This is a genomic window from Aliiruegeria sabulilitoris (genome assembly GCF_001558155.1).
GTDB classification, from domain to species: domain Bacteria; phylum Pseudomonadota; class Alphaproteobacteria; order Rhodobacterales; family Rhodobacteraceae; genus Tropicimonas; species Tropicimonas sabulilitoris.
Genome location: NZ_LOAS01000013.1, coordinates 76,925 through 102,200, shown reverse-complemented (window position 1 = coordinate 102,200; position 25,276 = coordinate 76,925). Strand labels below are relative to the sequence as shown.

Sequence of the window (25,276 nt, the reverse complement as noted above, 5' to 3'; positions counted from 1 at the left end):
CGGACACCAAAAGGAAAAGGGGCCGCGAAACGCGACCCCTTCCCAATGTCTGACGTGCAGACGGCGTGATTACATCATGCCGCCCATGCCGCCCATGCCACCCATGTCGGGCATGCCGCCGCCGCCACCCGATTTCTCGGGCTTGTCGGCAACCATGGCTTCCGTGGTGATCAGCAGCGAAGCGACGGAAGCAGCGTCTTCCAGCGCGGTGCGGACAACCTTGGCCGGATCGATGACGCCGAACTTGAACATGTCGCCATATTCTTCGGTCTGGGCGTTGAAGCCGAAGGTCGGATCGGAGCTCTCGCGGATCTTGCCAGCAACAACCGAACCGTCAACACCGGAGTTCTCGGCGATCTGGCGCAGCGGCGCCTCAAGCGCCTTGCGCACGATGGTGATACCGGCGTTCTGGTCGGAGTTGGCGCCTACCATGCCCTCGAGGGCCTTGGCACCGTGCAGAAGCGCAACGCCGCCACCGACGACAACACCTTCCTGAACAGCGGCGCGGGTCGCGTTCAGCGCGTCATCGACGCGGTCCTTGCGCTCCTTCACTTCGACTTCGGTCATGCCGCCGACGCGGATGACGGCAACGCCGCCGGCCAGCTTGGCAACACGTTCCTGAAGCTTCTCGCGGTCGTAATCCGACGTGGTCTCTTCGATCTGCTGACGGATCTGGGCGACGCGGGCTTCGATCTCGGCCTTCTCGCCATTGCCGTCGACGATGGTGGTCTCGTCCTTGGTGATGGCGATCTTCTTGGCAGAGCCGAGCATGTCGATGGTGACATTCTCCAGCTTCATGCCGAGATCTTCGGAGATGACCTGGCCGCCGGTCAGAATCGCGATGTCCTGCAGCATGGCCTTGCGACGGTCGCCGAAGCCCGGAGCCTTGACGGCAGCGATCTTGAGGCCGCCACGCAGCTTGTTGACGACGAGCGTGGCCAGGGCCTCGCCTTCGACGTCTTCAGCGATGATCAGGAGCGGTTTGGAGGACTGGATGACGGTTTCCAGCAGCGGAACCATCGGCTGCAGCGAGGAGAGCTTCTTCTCGTGCAGCAGGATGAGGCAGTCTTCCAGTTCGGCAATCATCTTGTCAGGGTTGGTGACGAAGTAGGGCGAGAGATAGCCGCGATCGAACTGCATGCCCTCGACGACCTCGGTCTCGGTCTCAAGGCCCTTGTTCTCCTCGACGGTGATGACACCCTCGTTGCCGACCTTCTGCATCGCGTCGGCGATCTGACGGCCGATTTCGGCTTCGCCGTTGGCGGAAATGGTTCCGACCTGGGCGACTTCGTCGCTGTCGGTCACGTCACGGGCAGAGGCCTTGATGTTCTCGATGACCTTGGCAACGGCAAGGTCGATGCCGCGCTTGAGGTCCATCGGGTTCATGCCAGCGGCAACGGACTTGAGACCTTCGCGGATGATCGCCTGGGCCAGAACGGTGGCGGTGGTGGTGCCGTCGCCGGCCTCGTCATTGGTGCGGGAAGCAACTTCCTTCACCATCTGAGCGCCCATGTTCTCGAACTTGTCTTCCAGTTCGATTTCCTTGGCGACAGTCACGCCGTCCTTGGTGATGCGCGGGGCACCGAAGGACTTCTCGATGACCACGTTACGGCCTTTGGGGCCGAGGGTCACCTTGACCGCGTCGGCCAGGATGTTGACGCCCTTGAGCATCTTGTTGCGGGCTTCGGATTCGAACTTGACGTCCTTAGCAGCCATTGGTTGCTACTCCTGAATACTTGAATTTCGTGGAAGGGTGTGGCGCAACGCCAGAGATCAGGAAATGATCCCCAGGATGTCGCTTTCCTTCATGATCAGCAGTTCTTTGCCGTCGACGGTGACTTCCGTGCCGGACCACTTGCCGAACAGAACCTTGTCACCTTCCTTGACACCCATCGGGATCAGCTCGCCGCTGTCCTTGCGGGCACCTTCGCCGCAGGCAATAATCATGCCCTCGGCCGGCTTTTCCTTGGCAGAGTCGGGGATGATCAGGCCGCCAGCGGTTTTTTCGTCGCTTTCGACACGCTCGACCAGAACCCGGTCATGCAGCGGAGTAAATGCCATGTCGGAACGCTCCTACGTTCTAGGTGTTTCGATTTTTGTCACTCACCAACCGTGAGTGCTAACGCGAGGGATGTAGGCAAGCGCACCAATCGAGTCAACAGCTTCCTTTGCAAAAAAGCCACGAAATCGAATTTCGTTCGCGCCGCCTGTGTATGGCCGCAGCCATGCGTGCTAGGCGGTCCCCACTGCGCTAGTTGCGACAGGAGGACTATTAATGATGAGCACCCTTACCCACGCCTGCTGAGCAGGCTCCAGCTCTCCGGCCATGCGCCCCGCGCAGGCCGTCCTCCCGGCAGATCTTTCAACCGCCCCTGACGCCCCCGGACACGCGAAAGCGTTCCGCCGCCGCTTCGGCCCAGATTGATCCGTATCGAGTCCGGCTCCCCGGAGACCCCCATCTCTTTTCGGTCCCTCCCCCGGGGCGGGCCATCCATGCACAAACCCAACGAGCGAGGTGTCTTTCATGACTTGCACCAGTGTTTCTCTCCCACGCCAGGACAAGGCGTCCCATTCTGGCCGACAGGCCACCATTGAACAGGAATTTCTCGACGACGAGGCTCACGATGATACCGCCCATCACCGACATCAATCACCTGAATGAAATAAACGCTGAGCGGTTCCGGCGGGACAGCTTCCTGCTGCACGCCACAGTCAACCTGCCCGAGAGCCCGGCCGTGCGCGCCGAAATCGCGGCAATGCTGGACAATGCAGAGCGCGACGCCCCACCGAAGCCCCGCCCCGCATGGCGCCTGCGGGTATGGTTCCCGCGCTGGATCGGCTGGCTACGCGCCATGCCGATAACCTAGAAACAATCAGTCCGCCTCCGATTTCTGTCGGGGGCGGACTGATCTCACCGGTTAGTACGCCCAACGCGCGTCCGTTCGCTGCAGGCGGGTCACCTGTCTCCCTGCAAGCGTGATATTCAGCGAGACGGGACGACCACCAATCATTCTTTGCAGACGCACAAGACAGGGGGCCATTTTAGGGAGGAAGCCTCCAGTATTCATTTCAGACCCTGAGCATTTACCAATGGCACCGACGCAACCATTTAGCTAGCATCAGACATGCTCAGAATCTGAAGAACGTTTCTGTGAACTGATAAGCCTGTGCTTAACTATCTAGGGACGAAAAAGTGAACGGATTCTCACGGGAAGCTCGATGCCCCATCTGCACGCTGACGTGTCGCTTCTTGACAACCGATGACTACAACTCGGGGCGCGATGGGGTCTCTTTGCCCGAATGTCCCGGCCATTTTTGCCTAACCCGCGAACGTGCCCTAGTCGACACCTTGCGGTCAATCTTCTCAGAAAGCGAAATCGCCGAATTGACCTCGCATGAGGTTGCCCCTTTGGGACTGGCGTTCTCGAAATTCCTGCAGGAAAAGACGAAAAACTACATTGCCTCAGGCTTCTTCCCAGACAGTCCGTTTGGCGAAATGGTGGGCGATCTGCGGAACGAAAACGCCGAGGAACAGACTTTCGAAGACGAGACTTTCGATCTAGTCGTGCATATCGATGTGCTGGAGCATGTGTTTCGGCCCTTCGATACGATTGCGGAATGTTATCGGACACTTCGTCCGGGCGGTGTCTGCCTGTTCACGACACCGATATACGAAATGCCGAATAGTGAACAGGTGGCGTTCCTTCAGTCGGACGGACAGGTGAGTATCGTCGGCGAACCAGAATATCACGGCAATCCGCAAGACGAAAACGGCTCGCTCGTGACATGGCGATATGGCTACGATTTGCCCCTGCTTATCTATCGAGCGACCAACTTGGAAACGGAGATCAGGCGTTTTTATCGTCCATCGATAGGCGTATTCGGCCCCATGACCGAAGTCGCCATCATCCGAAAACCTGGACCCGAGCCGGTTTCACTGGACATACAGCCAGCGGACGAGCAAACGGGCCTTTACCAACGATTGCGCAAATACTGGTGTGCACGCGCTGACAGCCGAATCGTGGACGATGTCAAGAAATCCAAACAGGCGGGTAGTTGAATGCATCGGGGCGGTCTTTTTTTCGTCAAACGCACCGTTCCCGCAGATGGGTCAATGATGGCTTGGCTTGGATAGTGTCCGAAAGATTCCAGCAATACTGCACTAAACACGCCTGCTGCAGCGCAGCATTTTCTTGCCGCCGCGCCCAATCGCCCCATGACAGCGCGCCGCCTTCCCGCTACAAGGGCGGCGATTTGTACCCCTGACGACGGAAATTGCCTCATGACCATCAAGGTTTTCGGCCACAAGGCCCCCGACACCGATTCCACCGGCTCGCCCATCATCTGGGCCTGGTATCTCTCCGAAATCAAAGGCACGCCTGCCGAAGCCAAGCTGCTGGGCGAGCCCAACACCGAGGCCGCATTCGTGCTGGAGCGCTGGAACCTCGACAAGCCGGAGATCATCGAGGCCGCCGGCGAAGGCGCCCCTTGCGTCGTGGTCGACACCAACAACCCCGCCGAGCTGCCCGCGGACATCAATTCCTGCGACCTGCTCCAGATCATCGACCACCACAAGCTGACCGGTGGAATCGAGACCAAGTCGCCGATCGACATCACCATGCGTCCGCTCGCCTGCACCGCCACCATCATGTACGATCTGATGGGCGACGATGCGGCCAAGATGCCGGACGCGATCAAGGGCGCGATGCTCTCCTGCATCCTGTCGGACACGATGGAATTCCGCTCGCCGACCACCACCGATCACGACAAGTCGCTGGCCGAGAAGCTTGCCGCCGATCTCGGCATCGACATGGGCGCCTATGCCTCCGAGATGTTCGAAGCCAAGTCGGACGTCTCCGAATTCTCCGACGCGGAACTGATCCGGATGGACTCCAAGATCAACGAGATCGACGGCGTGAAATTCCGCGTCTCGGTGCTGGAAACCACCGCGCCGCAGATCCCGCTCGACCGCAAGGCTTCCATCGTGGAATCGATGAAGACCGTCTGTGAAGAAGACGGCGTGGACCATGTCCTGCTCTTCGTCATCGACATCCTGAAGGAAGAAGCCACGCTGCTGATCCCGAACGACGTGGTCAAGACCGTCGCCGAGAAGAGCTTCGGCGCCACCGTCGAAGGCGACAGCGTCGTGCTGCCCGGCATCCTGAGCCGCAAGAAGCAGATCATCCCGAACCTCAAGGTCTGATGACCTGACACGATTGCCGGCCGCCCCAGACCACGGCGGCCGGCGTTTTCCGGCCGGGACGTTGGAAAATAGACCGGACGGACGCAAGGCGACGCTGCGGCGTCGTTGACCGGCGGCACCTCCATACCCATCTTCTGCCTGACAGAAGCAGGGAGTCCCAAATGGCGGACGGAACCACGCCGGAGTTTTCCACAGGCATCGATATCCTCGCCGCGCAACGCGCCGCCTTTCTTCAAGCGGGCGCGCCCAATCTCAACGCGCGCCGCGACGCGTTGAAACGGCTGAAAAACGCCATCCGGAGCGAGAGCAAGCGCCTGCAAGCCGCCGCCATGGCCGATTTCGGCAATCGCGCCCCGGTGGAAACCTCGCTGATCGACCTTGGCCCGACGGTCCAGGCGATCCACCACATGCGCGCCAACCTGAAACGCTGGATGGCGCCAAAACATCGCCCGGTGAGTTGGCTGATGCAGCCAGGGCGCGCGCGCGTCCATTACCAGCCGCTCGGCGTGGTCGGCATCCTGTCGGCCTGGAATTATCCGGTCGCACTGTCGCTGGTCCCACTGGCAACGGCGCTCGCCGCCGGCAACCGCGCCATGATCAAGCCCTCCGAGCTTGCCCCCGCCACGGCCGACGCGCTGCGTGACATGCTCGCCGGCATCTTCCCGCAGGAAGAGGTCGCGGTGCTCTCCGGTGGGGCGGATGTGGCCGCGGCCTTCTCGGCCCTGCCCTTCGACCACCTGCTCTTCACCGGCTCCACCGCCGTCGGGCGCCATGTCATGCGCGCCGCCGCCGACACCCTTACGCCCGTGACGCTCGAACTCGGCGGCAAATCCCCGGTCATCCTCGCCCCCGATGCCGATCTCGACCTGCTCGCGCGCGACCTTGCCTTTGCCAAGACGGTGAATGCCGGACAGACCTGTATCGCGCCCGACTACCTATTGGCGCTTCCCGATCAGGTGGAACCGCTGAGCGAGGCTCTGATCGCGAAGATTCGTGAGAGCTTCCCTGGCGGCCTGGCCGATCCGAACCTGACGACGATCATCAGCGAGCAGCACCTCGCCCGTCTGCGGGACCTGCTGGAGGATGCCCGTGCCAAGGGCGCCCGGATCGTCGAGGCCTTCCCGGCGGGTAGCAACAGCGCGCATCCCCGCGCGCTTTCGCCCGCGCTCGTGCTCGATGCCACGCCCGAGATGCGGATCATGCAGGAGGAGATTTTCGGCCCCTTCCTGCCCGTCATCGCCCGCGAGTCCGTTGCGGATTCCATCGATTTCGTGAATGCCCGCCCGCGCCCGCTCGCACTTTATATATATGGCAAGGACCGGGCCGCGGTTGACAATGTGCTGCAACGGACCACCTCCGGCAATGCCACGGTGAATGGGTGCATGCTGCATTACGCCGTGGAAAGCCTGCCTTTCGGTGGTGTCGGAGACAGCGGAATCGGCGCGTATCACGGTGTCGAGGGGTTCCGCCGCCTCAGCCATGCCAAGGGAATCTTCCATCCCGGCAAACGTCACGGCTCCCGCCTGCTGCATGCCCCCTATGGCCGCCTCGCCCGCTTGGCGACGAAATTCATGCTGCGTTGAGGTGCCGCGCCTTTCCGCTGGCCCTATCGGCAACCCGCTGGCTGCGCTATAGCCCTGCCGGGCGGCTATGATAGCGCCCCCAATTGTTCCGGAGGCCCCATGACCCGCATCATCGAAAACTTCGCCGAAGTCTCTTCCATGTATGACGCCGCCTTCGTGGACCTGTGGGGTTGCATGCATAACGGCCTGACCGCCTACGAGGAGGCCGTTGCGGCGTGCCGGAGCTTCCGCGCCCAGGGCGGCAAGGTCGTGCTGCTCACCAACGCCCCGCGCCCGCGCGCCTCGATTGCCGCGCAGTTGGAGCATTTCAACGTCCCGGGCGATTGCTACGACACGATCGCGACCTCCGGCGATTCCGCCCGCTTCGCGCTGTTTTCCGGCGCCGTGGGCAACAAGGTCTACCATATCGGCGAAGAACGCGACCTCCCCTTCTTCGAGCCGCTGCACATGATCGAGAACCCCGAGGAAATCACCCGGGTTCCGCTGGAGGAGGCCGACGGCATCGTCGTGACCGGGCTGTTCCACCCCGATGGCGAACCGGAGGAGATGCGCGCACAATTCCTGTATGCCAAGACGAACGGTCTCAAGCTGCTGTGCGCCAATCCCGACGTCATCGTCGATCGCGGCCACAAGCGCGAGTACTGCGCCGGCGCGCTGGCCAAGCTCTATACCGAGATGGGGGGCGAGAGCCTCTATTTCGGCAAGCCGTACCCGGCGATCTATGACCTCGCCCGCCGCCGTCTGGCCGAACTGGCCGTGGTGCCGGATGATCGAATCGTCTGCATCGGCGATGGAATCGCGACCGACGTGAAAGGGGCCGTTGGCGAGGGACTCGACGTGGTCTTCATCACCGGCGGGCTGGCTGCGAAGGAAACTTTGACGCAACGTCAGCCCGAGCCGGAGGCGCTCGCCGCCTATCTCGCGCAGCACCAGATGGCCGTAACCTACGCGATGGGCTTTTTCCGCTGACATCCGCGAGAGCAGATTTTCTGCAATTGCCAAATGTTAGCGCCGCAGCGCGGCATCGTTAGCGCCATACATAACCGACACCTGTCGATTTAGGCCATTGGCGCCTTGGCACACAGAAATATTGAAATTTTGTTGCTCTCAGCGCATAGCAGCCTTGCGTATTCTTTCTTTCTGCATTGCAGCAGGGCTCAAAATCCGTTAGCAAAGCTACCAGCAACTCAAAGGACAGTCATGATGCTCGACAACGATCCCCGTGGCACGATTTTCCTGGAAGACCTGGAAGTCGGCATGAAGCGTGGCCTGACCAAGCTGATCACGGAAGAAGATATCGAGAAATTCGCCGAGGTTTCGACCGACCACAATCCGGTCCATCTCGACGAGGAATACGCCAAGGAAACGATTTTCCACGGGCGCATCGCCCACGGCATGCTGACCGCCGGCCTGATCTCGGCCGTGATCGGCGAACAGCTTCCGGGCCATGGCACGATCTATCTCGGCCAGACGCTGAAATTCATGGCGCCGGTGCGCCCGGGCGATATGGTCCATGTCGAGGTCGAAGTGGCCGAGATCGATCACAAGAAGCGCAAGGTCAAGCTCTGGACCCAGGCGCTGATCGACGACAAACCCGTTCTGCGCGGCGAAGCCAATGTGCTGGCGCCCTCGCGCAAGCTGGACTGACCGAACCCGGCCCGAAGGCGGTGATCGGGTGCTTGCGCTTGCCCAGCCCCGCCGCTAGGGGATGCGCATGAAGCGGATCACGTCCCTTTCCCGGATAACCCAGGCCGAGCGCGGTGCATACACTGCGATCGGCAATTTCGATGGCGTGCATCTCGGCCACCAGGCAGTTCTGGACCTGACCCGACAGAGCGCCGAGGCGCAGGGCGCTCCGCTCGCGGTGCTGACCTTCGAGCCGCATCCGCGCGAAGTCTTCCGCACCGACGATCCCCCGTTCCGCCTGATGAATTCCGAGGCAAAGGCGCACCGCCTGAGCAAGCTCGGCGTTGACCTGCTCTATGAAATCCCCTTCGACGCAGCCCTTTTCCGGCTCTCGGAAGCCGAGTTCAGCGCGAAGATCCTCGTTGATGGACTCGGCGTGTCGGGCGTGACCGTCGGCGCGGATTTCTGCTACGGCAAGGGGCGCGCCGGCAATACCGAAACCCTCCGACAGGCCGGTCAGAAACACGGCTTCGCCGTGACGATCGCCGAGCTGCTGGGGCTGGCCGGCGGCGGCGAACGGGTCTCCTCCACCGCCATTCGCAATGCCTTGCGCGACGGCGTTCCCCACAAGGCCGCGGCGATGCTCGGACACTGGCACCGCATCGAAGGCCCGGTCCTGCATGGCGAGAAACGCGGCCGTAACCTCGGCTACCCGACCGCGAACATGGATATTTCGGGCATCCACCCGCCGAAATTCGGCGTCTACGCGGTGCTGGTCGAGGTCGTCACCGGGCCGCATGCCGGCCACTACCGCGGGGTTTCTTCGCTCGGCATCCGGCCGATGTTCGGGGAAAACCTGCCCAATCTCGAAACCCACCTTTTCGACTTCAAGGGCGAGCTCTACGACGAACATCTCTCGGTCGGCCTCGTGCAATTCCTGCGCCCGGAGATGAAGTTCGACGGCGTGGACGCTCTTGTCGCCCAGATCCGGCGCGACGAGGACAGTGCGCGCGACATCCTCTCGCAGGTCCCACTCGTGGGTTTCCCCCGCGAGGCCGTCGGAGGTTTCCGGATCGATGTCTGAAGCGAGACGCCTTCCCACGCTGCGGCCGCGATTCTGGGAAAAGCTGCCGCTTGAGAAGCTGACCCAACCGGAATGGGAAGCGCTCTGCGACGGCTGTGGAAAATGCTGTCTGAACAAGCTCGAAGATGCCGATACCGGCGAGGTCGCCTTTACCCGCGTGGCGTGCCGCCTGCTGGACGACGACACCTGCCGATGCGCCCATTATGACAACCGCCACCAATTCGTGCCCGACTGCGTGACGCTCACCGCCGAAAACATCCAGACCAACGCCTACTGGATGCCCACCACCTGCGCCTACCGCTTGCTGGCCGAAGGCAAGCCGCTGCCCAGCTGGCACTACCTCGTCTCGGGGGATCGCAACATGGTGCACACAGCGGGCATCTCGGTCCGGCACATCACGGTGTCGGAATTCGACACCCCCGAGGAGGATTGGGAGGACTACCTCTTCGAGGGCGAATTCTAGCCCCACCAGCCGCAGTCCCCCTTTTCGAATCTTCCCGTCAGCGCTAGGGCTTGGCCCATGCATTATGCCTCCGACAATACCGGCCCCGTTCACCCCAAGGTCATGGAAGCGCTCCTGCGCGCCAACGAGGGCTATGCGCCCGCCTATGGCGCCGAAGCCCTGGCCCGGGACGTCACGAACCAGATCCGCGAGATCTTCGAGGCGCCCGACGCCGTGGTGCATCTGGTCGCCACCGGCACGGCGGCGAATTCGCTCCTTCTGGCCAGCCACACGGCGCCGTGGGACACGATCTTCTGCAGCCAGGTCTCCCATGTCCACGAGGACGAGTGCAACGCGCCGGAATTCTTCACCGGCGGTGCCAAGCTGACGCTGGTGCCGACCGAGGATGGCAAGATGTCGCCGGACGCCCTGCGCGCCGCTATCGAGGCGGAAGAGACGCGCGGCGTGCACGGACCGCAACGCGGCCCTGTTTCGCTGACACAGGCCACCGAGAAGGGCACTGTGCATACCCTGGAAGAACTCTCCGCGCTGACAGCGATTGCGCAGGAGTTCGGCCTCAAGACCCACATGGACGGCGCCCGCTTTGCCAATGCCCTATCCACCCTCGGCTGCAGCCCCGCCGAGATGACGTGGAAGTCCGGCATCGACATGCTGAGCTTCGGCGGCACCAAGAACGGCCTGATGGGCGTCGAGGCCGCGATCGTCTTCGATCCGGCCCGGGACATGGAGTTCCAGCTCAGACGCAAGCGTGGGGCGCATCTGTTTTCCAAGCACCGCTACCTCGCCGCGCAGATGCAGGCCTATCTCACCGACGATCTCTGGCTGGACATGGCCGCTGCAGCCAATGCCGCCTGCCAGAAACTGGCAGACGGGGTCCGAGAAGCCCCCGGCGCCAACCTGATGTACCGCCCCGAGGCGAACATCCTGTTCGCCCGCCTGCCGCGTGGCACACATAAGCGCCTCTTCGCGGCTGGCGCCGAATACCACCTTTGGAACGGTACACTGGATGACGGCCCGGATGACGAGCGGGTCGCCGCCCGTTTCGTAACCGACTGGTCCGCCGATCCGGCCAATACAGAGACATTCCTCTCGTTGCTCTAGCCGGGCACGTAAGGTTCCGGCTCGACAATCGACCTGTGCCGGGCCGTTCTTCTTCTTCCCGCCGAGAGAGTCGGGGGCGCTGCCTCCCCCCCCCGGGATATTTCCGGTCGGACAAAAACAATTCGGCTCACAAGACTTTTTCTGACGAGAAAAATCCCCGCCGAAGGCACGATCCGGAGGATGGTTCACGCGCGAAGCGCGCGCCCTTGAACGGCAGCCACCGGGATCGTCACGAAACCGTCGATTGCTCCCCAAACCAGACCGGGCTAGACCGAACAGGCATTTCGATTAACGGAGTTGTCATGGCGCATTCTCACCGTTTCTGGAACTGGATTGCCCGGCGATACGCCCGTACTCCCATCCGGGACGAAACCTCCTATCGCGAAAAGATCCGGCGGACGCAGAGCGTTCTTCGCCCGGACTGGAACGTGCTGGAATTCGGCTGCGGAACAGGATCGACAGCGCTGGAACACGCGCCGCATGTCGCCAATATCCACGGCATCGATTCCGCGCCCAGGATGATCGATATCTGCCGCGAGAAGCTGGAAACCGGCGAGGTGCCGAACGCCCGTTTCGACGTCGATGCCATCGACACGCTCGCCGCCGAAGATGGCAGCTACGACGCGGTTCTCGGAATGAGCATCCTGCATCTTGTCGATGACCGGGACGCCACGATCGGCAAGGTTCATCGTCTGCTCAAGCCCGGAGGTGTTTTTGTCAGTTCAACCATGTGCCTCGAAGGCCAGGCCCGGCTCATGACCAATGTCCTGTTGCCACTCGGAAACCTGTTCGGCCTGTTGCCCAGGATCCACCTGTTCAGCCGCAGCGACTTGATCGACGCGTTCACGTCCGCAGGCTTCGAGATCGAGGACAACTGGCAACCGGATGACGCCCCCATGAAGGCCGTCTTTGTCATTGCCCGCAAGCCTGCCTAGGCGAGAAGCGCACGCCCGGCCGCGATGGACTGTCCCAGCACATCCGCCATTTCGGCCGGATGGGTAAGCGGCAGCATATGCCCGGCCCCGTCGATCTCCACGCGCCGGGCATGCGGTATGCGGCCGGCCAGCGTCTCGACAATGTCCCCGACAACCTCCGGGCTGTTCGATCCCGACACGAACGTCACCGGGACCGTCAACGCCTCCAGACGGCCGGGCGAGAGAATCCCGGCACCGTCTTCGTGCAGGGTCACGGTCTGGTCCGGCAAGATGTGGATCTGCCCGACAAGGCGCGCCCGTGCCGAACGCGGAAGCCCCTCCCAGGGCAGGCCCGCGCCCCAGGTATCGGTAAAGAGTTTCGCGGCTGCCTCGCGGTCCTGCGCGAAAAAGAGGCGCTCCAGCTCGCGCCATTCATTCGCCACCGCCATGCGCCCCCGCGCGGAGGCTACCGCCGCGAACAGGACCGGTTCCACAAGCGTCAGGCTCAACACCCGTTCGGGAGCACGCAGCGCGTGTTCGAGCGCCACGACAGCCCCGAAGGAATGTCCAAGCACATGACGGGGTTCCCGTGGAAGCTCCGCCAAGGTCGTAAGTGCGGCCGCCATGAAGTCTCCGCCGCTCTGCCAGTCCGGCCCGTCGCCATGGCCGGGAAGATCCGGGGCCAGGACCGTCACCTGATTGGCCAGATTGGCAGCCATCGGCGCCCAGGCGCCGCCATGCGCAAGCGTACAATGCAGCGCGACAACAGATTCCGGACCGTGCCCGAGGCTTCGCATGAGGTTCCTTAGAGCGTCCCCGCCAGATGGGCGTCCAGATCGTCGAGCCGGTCGTGGCCCCAGAAACGTTCATCGGTCTCGGTGATATAAAACGGCGCCCCGAACACGCCGCGATTGACGGCCTCTTCCAGATTGGCGGCATAGGTCTCGGCCCCCATCAGCAGGCCGGAATCGGCCAGCGTCGGATCGAATCCGGCATTGCCGAGGCACTCGCGCACGACATCGTCGCTGGCGATGTCCTTGTCTTCGGCCCAGATGGCCCGCAGGAAAGCCTGAACCAGTGGGCCAACATCACCGCCGGATTTCTGCGCCGCGATGATGGCATAGGAAGACGGCGCGGCGTTGGTCGGAAAGAAGGCCGGCTTGAAATTCATCGCCATACCCGTCTTCTTCGCCCCCCGCTTGAGTTCCTGCATGCGGTACTCCAAGCGCGACGGGTGCCGGTCCTTTGGAGCGGTGCCGCCTGTGCGCGGGAACAGCGCGATGATGTCCATCGGCTTGTAGCTGATCGTCGCGCCGTGCTTTTCGGCGATTTCTTCCAGCCGGTTGCCGGCCAGATAGGTAAAGGGCGAAAGTGTCGAGAAGAAATAATCGATTTGCGGCATTGGCCTCTCCGTGTCAGCGTTGCAACCCTAACGACCCGGTGGCAGTTGACAATGGGAGATGCTTCGGTTCCTAGAAATCGGCAGTCACGTCTCGGGGCGCATAATGCCGCCGACGCCAGCACATCGGACAGCAGATCATGGCCGCAAATACCCGCACCGCCCTTCTCGTGGCCCTTGCCACCTTCGCGCTTGCGCTGGCAGTGCGCCTTATCGGTGTCGATCTGCGCGAGCCCTGGCTGGACGAGGTCTATTCCCAGTTCGCCGTCTCGCGCGAATGGTATGGTCTGGCAGCCGACAGGATCAGCCGGGGCCACTCACCGCTCTATTACGCGCTGATGAAGGCTTTCGGTATTCCGGGTGGCGATGTCGTCGCCATGCGCATGGCCTCCTCGATATTCGACGCCCTAGGGGCCGGAATCGTCGCCGGCGCGCTGGCGCTGCATGTCGGCCGGCCGACGGCGCTCTTCTTCGGCTTTCTCTACGCTTGGTCTCCAGTAGCGATCCACTGGGCACAGAATGCCCGCCCCTACGGTTTGCTGATCTTCTTTGTCGGCATTGGCCTGGCCGGGGCGATCGGCCTTCTGGCGACGCTGGGACGCGAGGGAGCGGTGGCCACACGCCGCCCGAGGCGTCTTTTCGGCTTCGGCTTCTCCATGGCCAGCCTGACGATCACGGCCGGGATCTTCGCCTTTCTGGCCACGGCCCTGCTGCCTTTCATCCTGCCACGAACGCGCCGCGACAAGGCCTTCCTCAAGCGCTGGAAGAAAGCCCTGAAGGTTCCAGCTGTCATCTCGGTCCTGGCCTATTTCGCCATGAGCGGGCCGCATATCGCCCGTCAGGTCGACGGCTACTGGGCCGAGAAATACAACCCGCTGGGCCTCGATGGGCTTGGCCGGCTCTGGTCCTCTATGCTCTCCGATGGCGGGCTTTCGGAGGGGCTGGCACGGCTGGGGCTGGACCAGTCGGCGAACATGCCGCTCATCTGGGCGGGCTCGGCGCTGCTCGTGGCCTTTCTCGCCCTCGGCCTCGCCCGGAGCCGATATCGCCCCGGCCTGCTCGCCCCCGCCTTCCTGATGGTGGGCTACACGCTGATCCTGCTCTGCGTCAGCATCTGGACCAGCGTTCTGGTCGCGCGCTATTTCCTGCCGCCCTGGATCGCCCTGCTCGCACTTGCCGGAGCCGGCATGGCCGCCGCCCGGGCGCGGACGCGCTGGAGTTGGCTGGCGATTGCGCCGCTGATGCTCCTTTTCGCCTTCTCCGGCTATTTCAAGTCCACGCAATCCGGCGCGCCCCGCGACCGCTCGCTGGAGCCGGTGGCCGAGATCATCAACCGGGTGCCGCCGGAAACGGTCAGCCTTCTGATCGACAAGACCGGCGGTGTCAGGAGCGAACTGATCCTGGAACTCTGGCCGCATCATTTCAGCCGTCCGGAACTCGACCGCATGTGGCCGCGCTCCTTCACACTCTCCCGTCTGAACGAAACGCTCGCAAACGGGCAGAACGGGTTTGCCTATTTCCAGCAAGACGGACTCGATGAAGCGCTTGAGGAAGGCGCCCCGGAACCGCGCTGCCTGTACAGGTTCCACGATTGGGTGCTGGCATATTGGGGCGAAGCCAGCGAGGTTTGCGCCCCCTGAAGCACGCGTTTGTGCAAAAGCGCCGCAATGCGGCGCTTGCTGACAAAAGGGAGTGTTTAAATTTCGTCGCCCATGGGGTACGCGGAAGCCGTCACATCCTTGTCATGATTCCGTGCACTCCGGAGCGAACCGTATGATACCCCACCAGAGCCAGCCGAAACTGATCGCCGGCAATGCCAACCTGCCGCTTGCCCAGGCGATCTCCCGGCGCGTTTCCATGAGCCGCGGCATGTCCGTCGGACTTGTTGATGCCCGCGTGGAGCGGTTCAACGATCAGGAAATCTTTGTCGAGGTCTATGAAAATGTCCGCGGCGAGGACATGTTCATCATCCAGCCCACCTCGAACCCGGCCAATGACAACCTGATGGAGCTGCTGATCATGTCAGACGCGCTGCGCCGTTCTTCGGCCCAGCGTATCACCGCCGTGATCCCCTATTTCGGCTATGCCCGCCAGGATCGCCGCGCCAAGGCCCGCACGCCGATCTCGGCCAAGCTCGTGGCCAACATGATCGCCGCCTCCGGCATTGAGCGGGTTCTGACGATGGACCTGCACGCCACCCAGATCCAGGGCTTCTTCGACATCCCGGTGGACAACCTCTATGCCTCGCCGATCTTTGCGCTCGATATCTGTCACAAGTTCGGCAAGAAGCTCGACAAGGTGACGGTGATCTCGCCCGACGTCGGCGGCGTGGGCCGCGCCCGCGAGCTGGCAAAACGGATCGGCTGCGCGCTCGCCATCGTCGACAAACGGCGCGAGAAAGCCGGCGAGATTGCGGAAATGACCGTGATCGGCGATGTGACGGGCCAGACCTGCATCATCGCGGACGATATCTGCGACACTGCCGGCACGCTGTGCAAAGCCGCCGACGTGCTCCTGAAGGCTGGCGCCAAGGAAGTGCATTCCTATATCACCCATGGTGTCCTGAGCGGCCCCGCTGTCGAGCGGATCACAAACTCCTCGATGAAATCGTTGGTGGTCACCGATTCTATCGAAGCCAGCGAGTCGGTGAAGAAGGCCAAGAACATCCGGATCGTGCCGACCGCGCCGATGTTCGCGCAGGCGATCCTGAATATCTGGAACGGCACCTCCGTCTCCTCGCTCTTCGATCACGAGTCGCTTGCCGCGATTTACGAAGGCACCTATTGAGGCGCCTTCACTGTTGCTCGAACGGGTGATCTGAACAGGCAAAAAGGCCCGGCATTCGCTGGGCCTTTATCTTTGGCGTGGCGCGCAGTCCGGTACCGCGTCAGGGAATGTCCCAGTCATCGTCATGCGGCAACTCGCCGATCGCCAGCCAGTTCGCCCGGGCCCGCGCAACCTGTGTATCGCCCCATGTCCGAAAGACAAGGTCGAACCCCTCCGCCGAGATCGCCTCCGTCGAGAGTTCCATGCGCGAGTTCCGGTCAGAATGGATATCCCACATCGACAGGGAAACCTGCACGCTCGGCCTCTTGCGGAAAGGTTCGGAAAAGCGCACGCGCCGGACCACGCTTCGCTCCCCCTCCTCGGCCCACATGGGCCCGTTATCTTGAAAATCGGAAAATAACGGGGTCTCGCCCTGTTCAACGCCAATCAAATAGTTCTGCAATCTTTTCATGAGGCAGAACTATTTCGGTATCGGCCATACCATGCAAGCGGATCGTTGCGATTTCCTTCAGCCTATGGCTGCACCGCCCAGGCCGGCTTCAACTCTGCCGGTTTCTCGATCCCGAGCTGCACCATGTTCGCTTCAAGGTCCGCCTTGAGGATTTCATGGACATGGTTCGGCCCCTTCGCGCCAAGCGCGCCGGTCGCATAGAGGAAGGCGCGGCCCAGCAGGCAGAAATCGGCCCCGAGCGACAGCGCCCGAAGGATATCCAGCCCGCCCTCGATGCCGCTGTCGAAGAGGATCTTCGCGCGGCCGCCCACGACGCGGGCGATCTCGGGCAGCACATCGATGGAGGCAGGCGCGGCATCGAACTGCCGGCCGCCATGGTTGGACACCACGATGCCGTCAACACCGGCCTCGACGGCGAGGCGCGCATCCTCGGGATGCAGGATCCCCTTGACCACGAAGGCGCCGGGCCACATGTCGCGCATCTCGCGCAACATCTCCCAATCCGGTCGGCCATCGACGACCTTGCCCACGAAACGGGCCGCACCGGCAAAGGTGCTCTTGTCGAAATACGTCTCCAACGTCTTGAACCGCGGGATCCCGTTCGCGACCGTTTCCAGCGACCAGCGCGGACGGATCGCCGCCCGCCAGAACGTCCGGGGCGTGAACTGGGGCGGCACCGAAACCCCGGCCACCAACTGGCGCTCGCGACGGCTGCCCACGGGCACATCGACGGTCACCAGAAGGGTTCCGAAGCCACTGTCCCAGGCGCGCTTGATGATATCGGCGCGGATCTCGGGGTCCACCGGCGTGTAAAGCTGGTACCAGCCATTGCCATCGGCCATCGGCCCGATGGTCTCGGGTGCCTCGTTGGCAACCATGGACAGACCATAGGGGAACCGTTTTTCCGCCGCCGAACGCGCGATGAAACGCTCTGTTCCCGGCCACATCAGCCCAGACAGGCCAACCGGCCCCGCGCCAAAGGGCACGCTATAGCTACGGCCAAAGATTTCCGTCTCCAGATCGGGTGTAAAACGGCCCTTTAGGACCCGCGGCACCATCTCGACCGCATCCAGCGCTTCCCGGTTACGCGGAACAAGCCGTTCGGAGCCCGTTCCACTGGCGAGGTACTCCCAGGCAAAAAAGGGAACACGCTGCCTTGCGCGGGCTGCAAGATAGGGAATCGAGGGATAGCGGGTTTCAAGAGACATCAGTTTTGGTCCGACCATTTTGCGTAAGTCGCGTTTACGCCGGTCGGCCAGGCTTTCCAATGTGACAATGCTTCAACAGGGGGATGTCACATGAAAAAGCGCCGGGACCGATGGAAACGGCCCCGGCACATTGATTAGTGGCTGTTGCGCGGCATGCCCTTGGTCTGGGCGATTTTCTGGTACTTGATTGCCGGCTTGAGGACCATGCCCTCATCGAACTGATCGACGATAGAACGCTGGATCTCCTGCCAGGGGGTCTGGTGATCGGGGTACTTGTAGCCACCCGCGGCCTCCAGTGCCGCGCGGCGCGCAGCCAGTTCCTCGTCGGAGATCAGGATATTGGCGGAACCGTCCTTAAGGTCGATCCGCAGCCGGTCGCCGTTTTGCACCAGCGCCAACCCACCCATCGCCGCCGCTTCGGGGGCCGCGTTGAGAATCGACGGGCTGCCGGAGGTGCCCGACTGCCGTCCATCGCCGATACAGGGCAGCGCGTCGATGCCGCGCTTCAGCAGCGCCGCGGGCGGCTGCATGTTCACAACCTCTGCGCCACCGGGATAGCCGATCGGGCCCGCGCCACGGATGACGAGAATGCAGAACTCGTCGATATTGAGCTCGGGATCGTCGATCGTCTCGTGATACTGCTCCGGTCCGTCAAAGACGATGGCCCGGCCCTCGAAGGCGTCCGGATCGTCCGGGTTGGACAGGTAGCGGGCGCGGAAATCGCCGGAGATGACCGAGGTCTTCATGATCGCGCTGTCAAAGAGGTTGCCCTTGAGGTTGACGAATCCGGCCGCGTCCTTGAGCGGCGCGGCAAAGCGGCGGATGACATCCTCGTTGCTCACCTCGGCATTCGCATAGATCTCGGAGACCGGCTTGCCCGAAACCGTCACGGCATCCGGGTTCGGCAATACGCCGGCCCCCATCAGCTCGGAGAAGATCGCCGGAATGCCGCCCGCGCGGTGGAAATCCTCGCTCAGATATGCACCGGCCGGCTGGACGTTGGTCAGCAGCGGAATCTTGTGGCCGAATTTCTGCCAGTCGTCATTGCTCAGCTCCAACCCGAGGTGCCGCGCGATGGCATTGAGGTGGATCGGCGCGTTGGTCGAGCCGCCAATGGCCGAGTTCACGACGATGGCGTTCTCGAAGGCGGCGCGCGTCATCACGTCGGAGGGTTTCAGATCCTCATGCACCATCTCGACGATCCGCTTGCCGGTCTCATAGGAGATCTGGCCGCGTTCGCGATAGGGCGCGGGGATGGAGGCGGAGCCTGGAAGCTGCATACCGAGCGCTTCGGCCAGGCTGTTCATGGTCGAAGCCGTCCCCATCGTGTTGCAATACCCAACCGAGGGCGCCGAGTTCGCGGCCATTTCCATGAACTCGTCATAGTCGATCTCGCCACGTGCCAGCATCTCCCGGCCATCCCAGATCACACTGCCCGAGCCGGCGCGGTTGCCCTTGTGATAGCCGTTCAGCATCGGGCCAACCGAGAGGGCGATGGCGGGAATGTTCACCGTGGCCGCGGCCATCAGCAGCGCCGGGGTGGTCTTGTCGCAGCCGATGGTCAGCACAACGCCGTCCAGCGGGTAGCCATAAAGCGTCTCGACCAGGCCGAGATAGGCCAGGTTGCGGTCCAGCGCCGCGGTCGGTCGCTTACCGGTTTCCTGGATCGGGTGAACCGGGAATTCGAAGCAGATACCGCCAGATGCAACGATACCGTCGCGGACCCGCTTGGCCAGCTCGATGTGATGGCGGTTGCAGGGGCTGAGATCGGAGCCGGTCTGGGCGATACCGATGATCGGCTTGCCCGACTGCAGCTCTTCGCGGGTGTGGCCGAAGTTCAGGTAGCGCTCAAGGTAGATCGCCGTCGATCCGGGATCTTCGGCATTGTCGAACCATTCTTGGGAACGAAGTTTCATGCGGATTTCCTTGCTTTGCGAGGTCGCTCCGTTCGCAATGGAACGGATTCCCGGGGAAGGTTGAACCCTCGGCAGAACGATGCCTGCCTGCGGGTACGAGAAGGGATATCGAGGATAGCTGCCGTCATTTTCAGAGCACGCCGCTCATGGCGCTATCGACATGTGCTGTCGGCCAAGTGGCATAGCGCGCGTCGTCGGAGGTCTGCTCGAATGGAAGAGCGATCACGCCACGTCCCCTCGCACGCGAATGCACGGTCTTGAGGGAAATGTCGGACGGCTTCAAACTCATGTCTTTCCTCAATTTTCAAAATCACCAGCCCTCAGGAAAGAACGCCGGTTTCAGCCGTGGCATACAGCGCATTCAAGCGGATCGGTTCCTATGGCCCGACCGGCTCGGACGGCTGCAAATTGCAGCCCAACCGGCGCGGAGGCGTGCCCGGAAATCCGCGGGCGAGGACGCCATGAACAGGCACCGCGCCGATTGCGGAATTGCGATCTCCTCCGCCGAGACGACAAAAACCTTCTTCGGTTCCAACATGGACCACGAGCAGGTCGTATCCTGCTCTCGCCCCGAAGTCCCGAGTTCCGGCAGTGAAAACGACCCCACCCTCCCGGCGCATCACGTTCAGCCTCTCCAAGAGACCTCCCGTCACCGTCCTAAACCGGGAAAACGACTCGAACCACGCTTTCTTGGATTGTTAGATAAGACAAGCCCGCTATAAAAAGAAGAACAATTTTGCTACCTTTCAAGGTACCCGATGCACAGATCAATCCTACAATCTACACCATTTGATACGACAGGATCGCTGAGCCTGGTCGAGAGAACGATGCTGGACATAAGAAAATACATCTATGGCAACGGGTTGAAGCCCGGAGACGTTATGCCGCCCGAGGCGGAGATTTCGACTCAACTGGATGTGTCCCGCACCGTCGCGCGCGAGGCCCTGCGCGGTCTGGCCGCGCTTCGCATCATCGAGGTTGGCAATGGTCGAAGGGCACGCGTCGCCGGTCCGTCCGCCGAAGCGCTCAGCGTTATCATCGACCATACGGTGCACACGCGACAGGTTTCCGTGGTTCAGATCCAGGACGCGCGGCGCACGATCGAGATGCGCACGGTCGGGCTTGCCGCGCTCCATCGCAGCGAAGACGATGCGCGCGCGCTGCTCGAAACCATCGACGGGATGATGGCGGCCGCCAAACGCAGCGAGTCCGAGACCGTGATGGAGCTGGACATTCTCTTTCACGAGATCATCGCCCGCGCCTCCGGCAACCCGCTCTACTCGATCTTCGTCGACAGTTTCCGCGTTATCACCCGCCAGACATGGAATATCGGCTGGCGCGCCCGCGCCAATTACGAGAACCGGGTCGAGAATATCCGCTGTCACGAGCGTATCGCGAAGGCCGTGGTGGAACAGGATGTCGAAAAGGCCGAGGCCGCCATGTCGGAGCATTTCGACAGCTCCTTCATGACCCTCCTGCGCGCCGGGGTGAAGTGATCAAAGCGCCATCGGGTCCATCGCGCGCGGCTTCGGCCCGCCCGTCGCCCAATCCAGCAACTCGACCGTGTGCACCACCGGCACGTCCGCCCCGCTGCCGATCTGCATCATGCAGCCGATATTGCCCGCCGCGATCACGTCCGGCTGCTTGGCCTTCAGGGTCCGTATCTTGCGCGCCTTGAGCTCGGCCGAAATTTCCGGCTGCATCAGGTTGTAAGTTCCCGCGGACCCGCAACACAGGTGCGGATCGGCCGGCTCGACCACCTCGAACCCCACCTGTTTCAGCAGGGTCTTGGGGTGGGTCTTGATCTGTTGGCCATGCTGCAACGAGCAGGCGGAGTGATAGGCCACCCGCAGCGTCTCCGGCGGCGCGGCCTCGACCCCCAGCTCCATCAGCACTTCCGAGACGTCGCGCGCAATCGCGCTGACCGCCGCCGCCTTCTCGGCCAGCGGGTCGTTTCGGAACATGAAGCCGTAATCCTTGACCGTCGTGCCGCAGCCGGAGGTGTTGATGACGATGGCATCGAGCCCATCACGTTGCATCTCCGCCCACCAGGCATCGATATTCTTCGCTGCCGTGCCATGCGCCTGATCGGTCTTGCCCATGTGATGGGTCACCGCCCCGCAGCAGCCCTGCCCCTCGGCGACCACAACCTCACACCCCAACCGCCGCAGCAGCCGGATCGTTGCATCGTTGATATCCGTGTTCAGCGCCCGCTGCGCGCAGCCCGTCATCAACGCCACCCGCATCCGTCGTTCGCCCTTCGACGCGAACACCTGCGGATCGTCATTGCGGCTGACCGGCGGGATGCGCTTCGGCGCCATCTCCAGCATCGCGCGGAGCCGCGCATCGGGCACCAGCCGACGGAACGGCCGGCCAATTTTCGCCCCCAGCATCGCCAGCCGGAAGCGCCCAGGATAGGGCAGGATGCGCGCCAGCAACGACCGCAGCACCCGATCCGTGAACGGGCGTTTGTATGTCTTCTCGATGTGTTCGCGCGCATGATCGACCAGATGCATGTAATGCACGCCCGACGGACAGGTCGTCATGCAGGCCAAACAGCTCAGGCAGCGGTCGATATGCTTGACGGTGTGCGCATCCGCGGGCCGGTCATTCTCCAGCATGTCCTTGATCAGGTAGATCCGCCCGCGCGGACTATCAAGCTCGTCGCCCAGCACCTGGTAGCTCGGGCAGGTCGCCGTGCAGAAGCCGCAATGCACGCAGGAGCGCAGGATCTCGTTCGCCCGCGCGATGCCGGGATCCTGCAATTGCGCCTCGGTGAAATTCGTCTGCATCCCGCCCTACCCTGTCGCTTTCTTCATCATCAGGCACGCGCCCGGGCATTCGCCCCGGCACCTCACAGCATCAGTCCCGGGTTCAGGATCCCGCGCGGATCGAACCGCGCCCGCAACCCTTCGGCCAGTGCCGCCAGCGGCGCCGATTGCGGCGAGAAAATCCCGCCACAGGCGCGCCGTTCCAAGGGCGCGCGCACAAGGGTCGCATGACCGGCAATCCCGCGAAGCGCTGCTCGCAGATCGAACTGTGTATCCGTCCGCGCCCAGATCAGCCCCCCGCCCCAATCAAGCTGGAAATCGGCATCTGGTAGGGCCGCGATCACCGCCGGCGCATCCGTGGGTTTCACGGAAATCCGCCAGACCACGCCATCCCCGGCAGACAGCCGCTTCACAGCGCGAATATCCCGCCAGATCAAAGCGACTTCTTCCGGGTCCGTCACGACTGAAAGCTCTCCAAACGACTTCAGGACTTCGCGCAACCGCTCCGTGCGATAGGCCACCGATGCATCGAACCCCTCGATCCGGATCAACGTTGTTGCCTCCTGCCCGCCCCCGGCTGGCAGATACGCCGCGCCCGTCACCTCGAAGGGCGAGCCCAGGGCGAGCGACATCGCCTCCACGGCGCGCGCCACCTCCAGTCCTTCCAACCGCAGGCAGGCCGCCGTCTCCGGTGCCGGCAGAACCTTGAAACTCACCTCGCTCAACACCCCGAGCGTGCCAAAGCTGCCCGCCATCAGCTTGACCAAATCATAGCCGGTGACATTCTTCATCACCCGCCCGCCATTCTTCAGAACCGTGCCGTTTCCATCGACGAAACGCACCCCCAACAGGCTGTCCCGACAGGCCCCTGCCTGGATCCGGCGTGGCCCGGACACGTTGGCCGCAACCACCCCGCCCAAGGTCGGCACACCGTCCGAGCCAAGCAGCACCCGGTGATCCATCGGCTCGAAGGCCAAGCGCTGCCCCTCGGCGCGTAGGGCCTCTTCCACCGTCTCAACCGGCGTGCCTGCCTTGGCCACGAGCGTCAGCGCGCCCGGTTCATAAAGCGTGATCCCCGACATCCCCGAGACCGTCAGCGCCTGCCCGGCCACCGGTCGCCCCATGGGCCGCGTGCCACCGCCGCATACCGCCAGCGGTCCCTCCGCGCTCCGAACGGCTTCTGCCAGTTCGGCTTCACTCTCCGGCCTCAACATCTCGCGTCAAACCCTGTCATCATCTGTTCCCAAATATCCTCCGGGGTCAATTTGCCGCCAGGCAAAGAGGGGGCGGACAGCCCCCTGCCACGGCCAACCGCACTCACACCGCATCCCCCCGGCGCGCCTCGGAAGCCGCCAGCGGAAACACCTTGGCCGGATTCAACAGCCATTTCGGGTCGAACACATCCTTCACCGCCATCTGTATCTCCAGATCCTCGGGCGCGAATTGGTGAACCATCAGATCCCGCTTCTCCACGCCAACGCCATGCTCGCCCGTCAGGCACCCGCCTGCCTCGACACAGAGCTTCAGGATCTCCGCCCCCATGGCCTCGCACAACTCGAGGTCCCCCGGTTTGTTGGCATCGAACAGGATCAGCGGATGCATGTTGCCATCGCCTGCATGAAAAACGTTGCCCACATCCAGGCCGAATTCCCGGCTCAACTCGCCGATCCGCCGCAGCACCATCGGTAGGGAAGAGACCGGGATCGTCCCGTCGAGGCACATGTAATCGTTGATCTGCCCCATGGCGCCAAAAGCCGATTTCCGCCCCAGCCAGATCCGCGCGGATTCTTCCGCCGAACCGCTCTCGCGCAATTCCACCGGGTTATGCTGGCGCGCGATCTCCAGGATCTTGCCCAGTTGCTCGTCAATCTCCGCCGCCGAGCCCTCGACCTCGACAATCAACAGCGCCTCGCAATCCGGATACCCCGCCTTGGCAAAGGCCTCCGTCGCCCGGATACAGGGCCGGTCCATGAACTCGATCGCCACCGGCAGCACGCCCGCGCGGATGATGTCGGACACGCATTGCCCGGCCACTTCGTTGTTGTCGAACCCCATCAGCACCGGCCGCGCGCCCTCGGGCTTGCGCAGGATGCGCAGCGTCGCTTCGGTGACGACGCCAAGCTGCCCCTCGGAGCCGCACACAAGCCCCAGAAGGTCATAGCTGTCGGCATCGAGATGCGCCCCGCCGATCTCGACCACGCTGCCATCCATCAACACCATGGTCACACCGAGCAGGTTATTGGTCGTCACCCCGTATTTCAGGCAATGCGCCCCGCCCGAATTCATCGCCACATTGCCGGCAATCGCACAGGCAAGCTGGCTCGACGGATCGGGCGCATAGAAGAAATCCTCCTCCTCCACCGCCGCAGAGACGCTGAGATTGGTCCGCCCGGTCTGCACCCGGATGAAGCGGTTCGCGTAATCGACCTCCAGCACCTCTGTCATCCGGGCCACCCCGAGAATGACACTATCCGCCGTCGGCAACGCTCCACCGGCAAGCGAGGTGCCCGCGCCGCGCGGCACAACCGGCACGCCTTCCTGGTGGCAAATCTTCAGAACCGCAGACACTTCCGCCGTGGAAGCAGGCAGGACCGCCGCCAGGGGCGGGCATTTGTAGGCTGTGAGCGCATCGCATTCATAGGCCCGCGTTTCGGCAATCTCCGAAATCACCGCGCCGGCCGGCAGAACCGATTGCAAACGGCTCACGATACGGTCCTTGCGCGCAAGCACACGTTCACTGGGCACAGGCATATCCATGCGCGTCCTCCCC

General features: G+C 62.8%; 24 protein-coding genes. 13 read left to right on the top strand and 11 right to left on the bottom strand.

Annotated elements, in window-relative coordinates; all coding sequences use genetic code 11:
- Window positions 1-69: 69 nt before the first annotated feature.
- Window positions 70-1,716, bottom strand: a complete 1,647-nt coding sequence (gene groL / locus AX756_RS13850) for a chaperonin GroEL (RefSeq protein ID WP_068312437.1) — start codon at window positions 1,714-1,716, stop codon at window positions 70-72.
- 57 nt (window positions 1,717-1,773) lie between these two features.
- Window positions 1,774-2,061: a co-chaperone GroES gene (locus AX756_RS13845; protein WP_068312434.1), complete on the bottom strand. Its 288-nt coding sequence runs from the start codon at window positions 2,059-2,061 to the stop codon at window positions 1,774-1,776.
- 563 nt (window positions 2,062-2,624) lie between these two features.
- Between AX756_RS13845 and AX756_RS13840 the strand changes: the two genes are divergently transcribed.
- From AX756_RS13840 to AX756_RS13795, 10 genes are all read left to right on the top strand, one after another.
- Window positions 2,625-2,867 (top strand): hypothetical protein, encoded by a 243-nt coding sequence (locus AX756_RS13840; RefSeq protein ID WP_068312431.1) that lies wholly within the window; start codon window positions 2,625-2,627, stop codon window positions 2,865-2,867.
- A gap of 383 nt (window positions 2,868-3,250) precedes the next feature.
- Window positions 3,251-4,060 carry a class I SAM-dependent methyltransferase gene (locus tag AX756_RS13835; protein WP_156461502.1) on the top strand — a complete coding sequence of 270 codons (810 nt, stop codon included), beginning with the start codon at window positions 3,251-3,253 and terminating at the stop codon, window positions 4,058-4,060.
- A 222-nt stretch (window positions 4,061-4,282) separates the two neighbouring features.
- Window positions 4,283-5,203, top strand: a complete 921-nt coding sequence (locus tag AX756_RS13830) for a manganese-dependent inorganic pyrophosphatase (protein WP_068312427.1) — start codon at window positions 4,283-4,285, stop codon at window positions 5,201-5,203.
- Between the two features lie 161 nt (window positions 5,204-5,364).
- Window positions 5,365-6,786 carry a coniferyl aldehyde dehydrogenase gene (locus AX756_RS13825; RefSeq protein WP_068312424.1) on the top strand — a complete coding sequence of 474 codons (1,422 nt, stop codon included), beginning with the start codon at window positions 5,365-5,367 and terminating at the stop codon, window positions 6,784-6,786.
- 99 nt (window positions 6,787-6,885) lie between these two features.
- The gene (locus AX756_RS13820; RefSeq protein ID WP_068312421.1) at window positions 6,886-7,755 is read left to right on the top strand and encodes a TIGR01459 family HAD-type hydrolase; all 870 of its coding nucleotides are present in this window, start codon (window positions 6,886-6,888) and stop codon (window positions 7,753-7,755) included.
- Window positions 7,756-7,989: 234 nt separating this feature from the next.
- On the top strand, window positions 7,990-8,433 hold the full coding sequence (locus AX756_RS13815; RefSeq protein WP_068312729.1) for a MaoC family dehydratase: 444 nt from the start codon (window positions 7,990-7,992) through the stop codon (window positions 8,431-8,433).
- A gap of 67 nt (window positions 8,434-8,500) precedes the next feature.
- Complete coding sequence (locus tag AX756_RS13810; protein WP_068312727.1) at window positions 8,501-9,496, top strand: bifunctional riboflavin kinase/FAD synthetase; 996 nt, start codon at window positions 8,501-8,503, stop codon at window positions 9,494-9,496.
- Window positions 9,489-9,959 carry a YcgN family cysteine cluster protein gene (locus tag AX756_RS13805; RefSeq protein ID WP_068312418.1) on the top strand — a complete coding sequence of 157 codons (471 nt, stop codon included), beginning with the start codon at window positions 9,489-9,491 and terminating at the stop codon, window positions 9,957-9,959. The genes AX756_RS13810 and AX756_RS13805 overlap by 8 nt, the downstream gene beginning before the upstream one ends.
- A gap of 57 nt (window positions 9,960-10,016) precedes the next feature.
- Window positions 10,017-11,060: a threonine aldolase family protein gene (locus tag AX756_RS13800; RefSeq protein ID WP_068312414.1), complete on the top strand. Its 1,044-nt coding sequence runs from the start codon at window positions 10,017-10,019 to the stop codon at window positions 11,058-11,060.
- A 302-nt stretch (window positions 11,061-11,362) separates the two neighbouring features.
- Window positions 11,363-11,995: a class I SAM-dependent methyltransferase gene (locus AX756_RS13795; protein WP_068312411.1), complete on the top strand. Its 633-nt coding sequence runs from the start codon at window positions 11,363-11,365 to the stop codon at window positions 11,993-11,995.
- On the opposite strand, the gene AX756_RS13790 is transcribed toward AX756_RS13795, so the two are convergent.
- A complete protein-coding gene (locus tag AX756_RS13790; RefSeq protein WP_068312408.1) occupies window positions 11,992-12,771 on the bottom strand; it encodes an alpha/beta fold hydrolase in 780 nt (259 codons plus the stop codon). The two genes, AX756_RS13795 and AX756_RS13790, sit on opposite strands and share 4 nt — an antisense overlap.
- A gap of 8 nt (window positions 12,772-12,779) precedes the next feature.
- Window positions 12,780-13,376, bottom strand: a complete 597-nt coding sequence (locus AX756_RS13785; RefSeq protein WP_068312405.1) for a 2-hydroxychromene-2-carboxylate isomerase — start codon at window positions 13,374-13,376, stop codon at window positions 12,780-12,782.
- A gap of 137 nt (window positions 13,377-13,513) precedes the next feature.
- On the opposite strand from AX756_RS13785, the gene AX756_RS13780 reads away from it, so the two are divergent.
- Window positions 13,514-15,013, top strand: coding sequence for a glycosyltransferase family protein (locus tag AX756_RS13780; RefSeq protein WP_068312401.1), 1,500 nt, complete (start codon window positions 13,514-13,516; stop codon window positions 15,011-15,013).
- 133 nt (window positions 15,014-15,146) lie between these two features.
- Window positions 15,147-16,160, top strand: a complete 1,014-nt coding sequence (locus AX756_RS13775) for a ribose-phosphate pyrophosphokinase (protein ID WP_170307860.1) — start codon at window positions 15,147-15,149, stop codon at window positions 16,158-16,160.
- 100 nt (window positions 16,161-16,260) lie between these two features.
- Here AX756_RS13775 and AX756_RS13770 read toward each other — a convergent pair whose 3' ends face one another.
- The 4 genes from AX756_RS13770 to AX756_RS25660 all read right to left on the bottom strand — a co-directional run bounded on the left by AX756_RS13770 (window position 16,261) and on the right by AX756_RS25660 (window position 20,024).
- On the bottom strand, window positions 16,261-16,530 hold the full coding sequence (locus AX756_RS13770; protein WP_331457767.1) for an H-type lectin domain-containing protein: 270 nt from the start codon (window positions 16,528-16,530) through the stop codon (window positions 16,261-16,263).
- Window positions 16,531-16,673: 143 nt separating this feature from the next.
- Complete coding sequence (locus AX756_RS13765) at window positions 16,674-17,819, bottom strand: alpha-hydroxy acid oxidase (protein WP_068312721.1); 1,146 nt, start codon at window positions 17,817-17,819, stop codon at window positions 16,674-16,676.
- A gap of 134 nt (window positions 17,820-17,953) precedes the next feature.
- Window positions 17,954-19,741, bottom strand: a complete 1,788-nt coding sequence (locus tag AX756_RS13760; RefSeq protein WP_438938403.1) for an IlvD/Edd family dehydratase — start codon at window positions 19,739-19,741, stop codon at window positions 17,954-17,956.
- A 124-nt stretch (window positions 19,742-19,865) separates the two neighbouring features.
- Window positions 19,866-20,024, bottom strand: a complete 159-nt coding sequence (locus tag AX756_RS25660) for a hypothetical protein (protein WP_156461500.1) — start codon at window positions 20,022-20,024, stop codon at window positions 19,866-19,868.
- A gap of 538 nt (window positions 20,025-20,562) precedes the next feature.
- Here AX756_RS25660 and AX756_RS13755 point away from each other — a divergent pair.
- On the top strand, window positions 20,563-21,231 hold the full coding sequence (locus AX756_RS13755) for a FadR/GntR family transcriptional regulator (protein WP_068312391.1): 669 nt from the start codon (window positions 20,563-20,565) through the stop codon (window positions 21,229-21,231).
- On the opposite strand, the gene glcF is transcribed toward AX756_RS13755, so the two are convergent.
- The 3 genes from glcF to AX756_RS13740 all read right to left on the bottom strand — a co-directional run bounded on the left by glcF (window position 21,232) and on the right by AX756_RS13740 (window position 25,263).
- Window positions 21,232-22,527, bottom strand: coding sequence for a glycolate oxidase subunit GlcF (gene glcF / locus AX756_RS13750; protein ID WP_068312389.1), 1,296 nt, complete (start codon window positions 22,525-22,527; stop codon window positions 21,232-21,234).
- 62 nt (window positions 22,528-22,589) lie between these two features.
- The gene (locus AX756_RS13745; protein ID WP_068312718.1) at window positions 22,590-23,717 is read right to left on the bottom strand and encodes an FAD-binding protein; all 1,128 of its coding nucleotides are present in this window, start codon (window positions 23,715-23,717) and stop codon (window positions 22,590-22,592) included.
- Between the two features lie 106 nt (window positions 23,718-23,823).
- A complete protein-coding gene (locus AX756_RS13740; protein WP_068312386.1) occupies window positions 23,824-25,263 on the bottom strand; it encodes an FAD-linked oxidase C-terminal domain-containing protein in 1,440 nt (479 codons plus the stop codon).
- Window positions 25,264-25,276: the final 13 nt, after the last annotated feature.

What these genes read in the sequence shown, in the direction of transcription:
- groL (WP_068312437.1), bottom strand. Translation starts at nt 1,716, where the DNA reads ATGGCTGCTAAGGACGTCAAGTTCGAATCCGAAGCCCGCAACAAGATG.
- AX756_RS13845 (WP_068312434.1), bottom strand. Translation starts at nt 2,061, where the DNA reads ATGGCATTTACTCCGCTGCATGACCGGGTTCTGGTCGAGCGTGTCGAA.
- AX756_RS13840 (WP_068312431.1), top strand. Translation starts at nt 2,625, where the DNA reads ATGATACCGCCCATCACCGACATCAATCACCTGAATGAAATAAACGCT.
- AX756_RS13830 (WP_068312427.1), top strand. Translation starts at nt 4,283, where the DNA reads ATGACCATCAAGGTTTTCGGCCACAAGGCCCCCGACACCGATTCCACC.
- AX756_RS13825 (WP_068312424.1), top strand. Translation starts at nt 5,365, where the DNA reads ATGGCGGACGGAACCACGCCGGAGTTTTCCACAGGCATCGATATCCTC.
- AX756_RS13820 (WP_068312421.1), top strand. Translation starts at nt 6,886, where the DNA reads ATGACCCGCATCATCGAAAACTTCGCCGAAGTCTCTTCCATGTATGAC.
- AX756_RS13815 (WP_068312729.1), top strand. Translation starts at nt 7,990, where the DNA reads ATGCTCGACAACGATCCCCGTGGCACGATTTTCCTGGAAGACCTGGAA.
- AX756_RS13810 (WP_068312727.1), top strand. Translation starts at nt 8,501, where the DNA reads ATGAAGCGGATCACGTCCCTTTCCCGGATAACCCAGGCCGAGCGCGGT.
- AX756_RS13805 (WP_068312418.1), top strand. Translation starts at nt 9,489, where the DNA reads ATGTCTGAAGCGAGACGCCTTCCCACGCTGCGGCCGCGATTCTGGGAA.
- AX756_RS13800 (WP_068312414.1), top strand. Translation starts at nt 10,017, where the DNA reads ATGCATTATGCCTCCGACAATACCGGCCCCGTTCACCCCAAGGTCATG.
- AX756_RS13795 (WP_068312411.1), top strand. Translation starts at nt 11,363, where the DNA reads ATGGCGCATTCTCACCGTTTCTGGAACTGGATTGCCCGGCGATACGCC.
- AX756_RS13790 (WP_068312408.1), bottom strand. Translation starts at nt 12,771, where the DNA reads ATGCGAAGCCTCGGGCACGGTCCGGAATCTGTTGTCGCGCTGCATTGT.
- AX756_RS13785 (WP_068312405.1), bottom strand. Translation starts at nt 13,376, where the DNA reads ATGCCGCAAATCGATTATTTCTTCTCGACACTTTCGCCCTTTACCTAT.
- AX756_RS13780 (WP_068312401.1), top strand. Translation starts at nt 13,514, where the DNA reads ATGGCCGCAAATACCCGCACCGCCCTTCTCGTGGCCCTTGCCACCTTC.
- AX756_RS13775 (WP_170307860.1), top strand. Translation starts at nt 15,147, where the DNA reads ATGATACCCCACCAGAGCCAGCCGAAACTGATCGCCGGCAATGCCAAC.
- AX756_RS13770 (WP_331457767.1), bottom strand. Translation starts at nt 16,530, where the DNA reads ATGTGGGCCGAGGAGGGGGAGCGAAGCGTGGTCCGGCGCGTGCGCTTT.
- AX756_RS13765 (WP_068312721.1), bottom strand. Translation starts at nt 17,819, where the DNA reads ATGTCTCTTGAAACCCGCTATCCCTCGATTCCCTATCTTGCAGCCCGC.
- AX756_RS25660 (WP_156461500.1), bottom strand. Translation starts at nt 20,024, where the DNA reads ATGAGTTTGAAGCCGTCCGACATTTCCCTCAAGACCGTGCATTCGCGT.
- AX756_RS13755 (WP_068312391.1), top strand. Translation starts at nt 20,563, where the DNA reads ATGCTGGACATAAGAAAATACATCTATGGCAACGGGTTGAAGCCCGGA.
- glcF (WP_068312389.1), bottom strand. Translation starts at nt 22,527, where the DNA reads ATGCAGACGAATTTCACCGAGGCGCAATTGCAGGATCCCGGCATCGCG.
- AX756_RS13740 (WP_068312386.1), bottom strand. Translation starts at nt 25,263, where the DNA reads ATGGATATGCCTGTGCCCAGTGAACGTGTGCTTGCGCGCAAGGACCGT.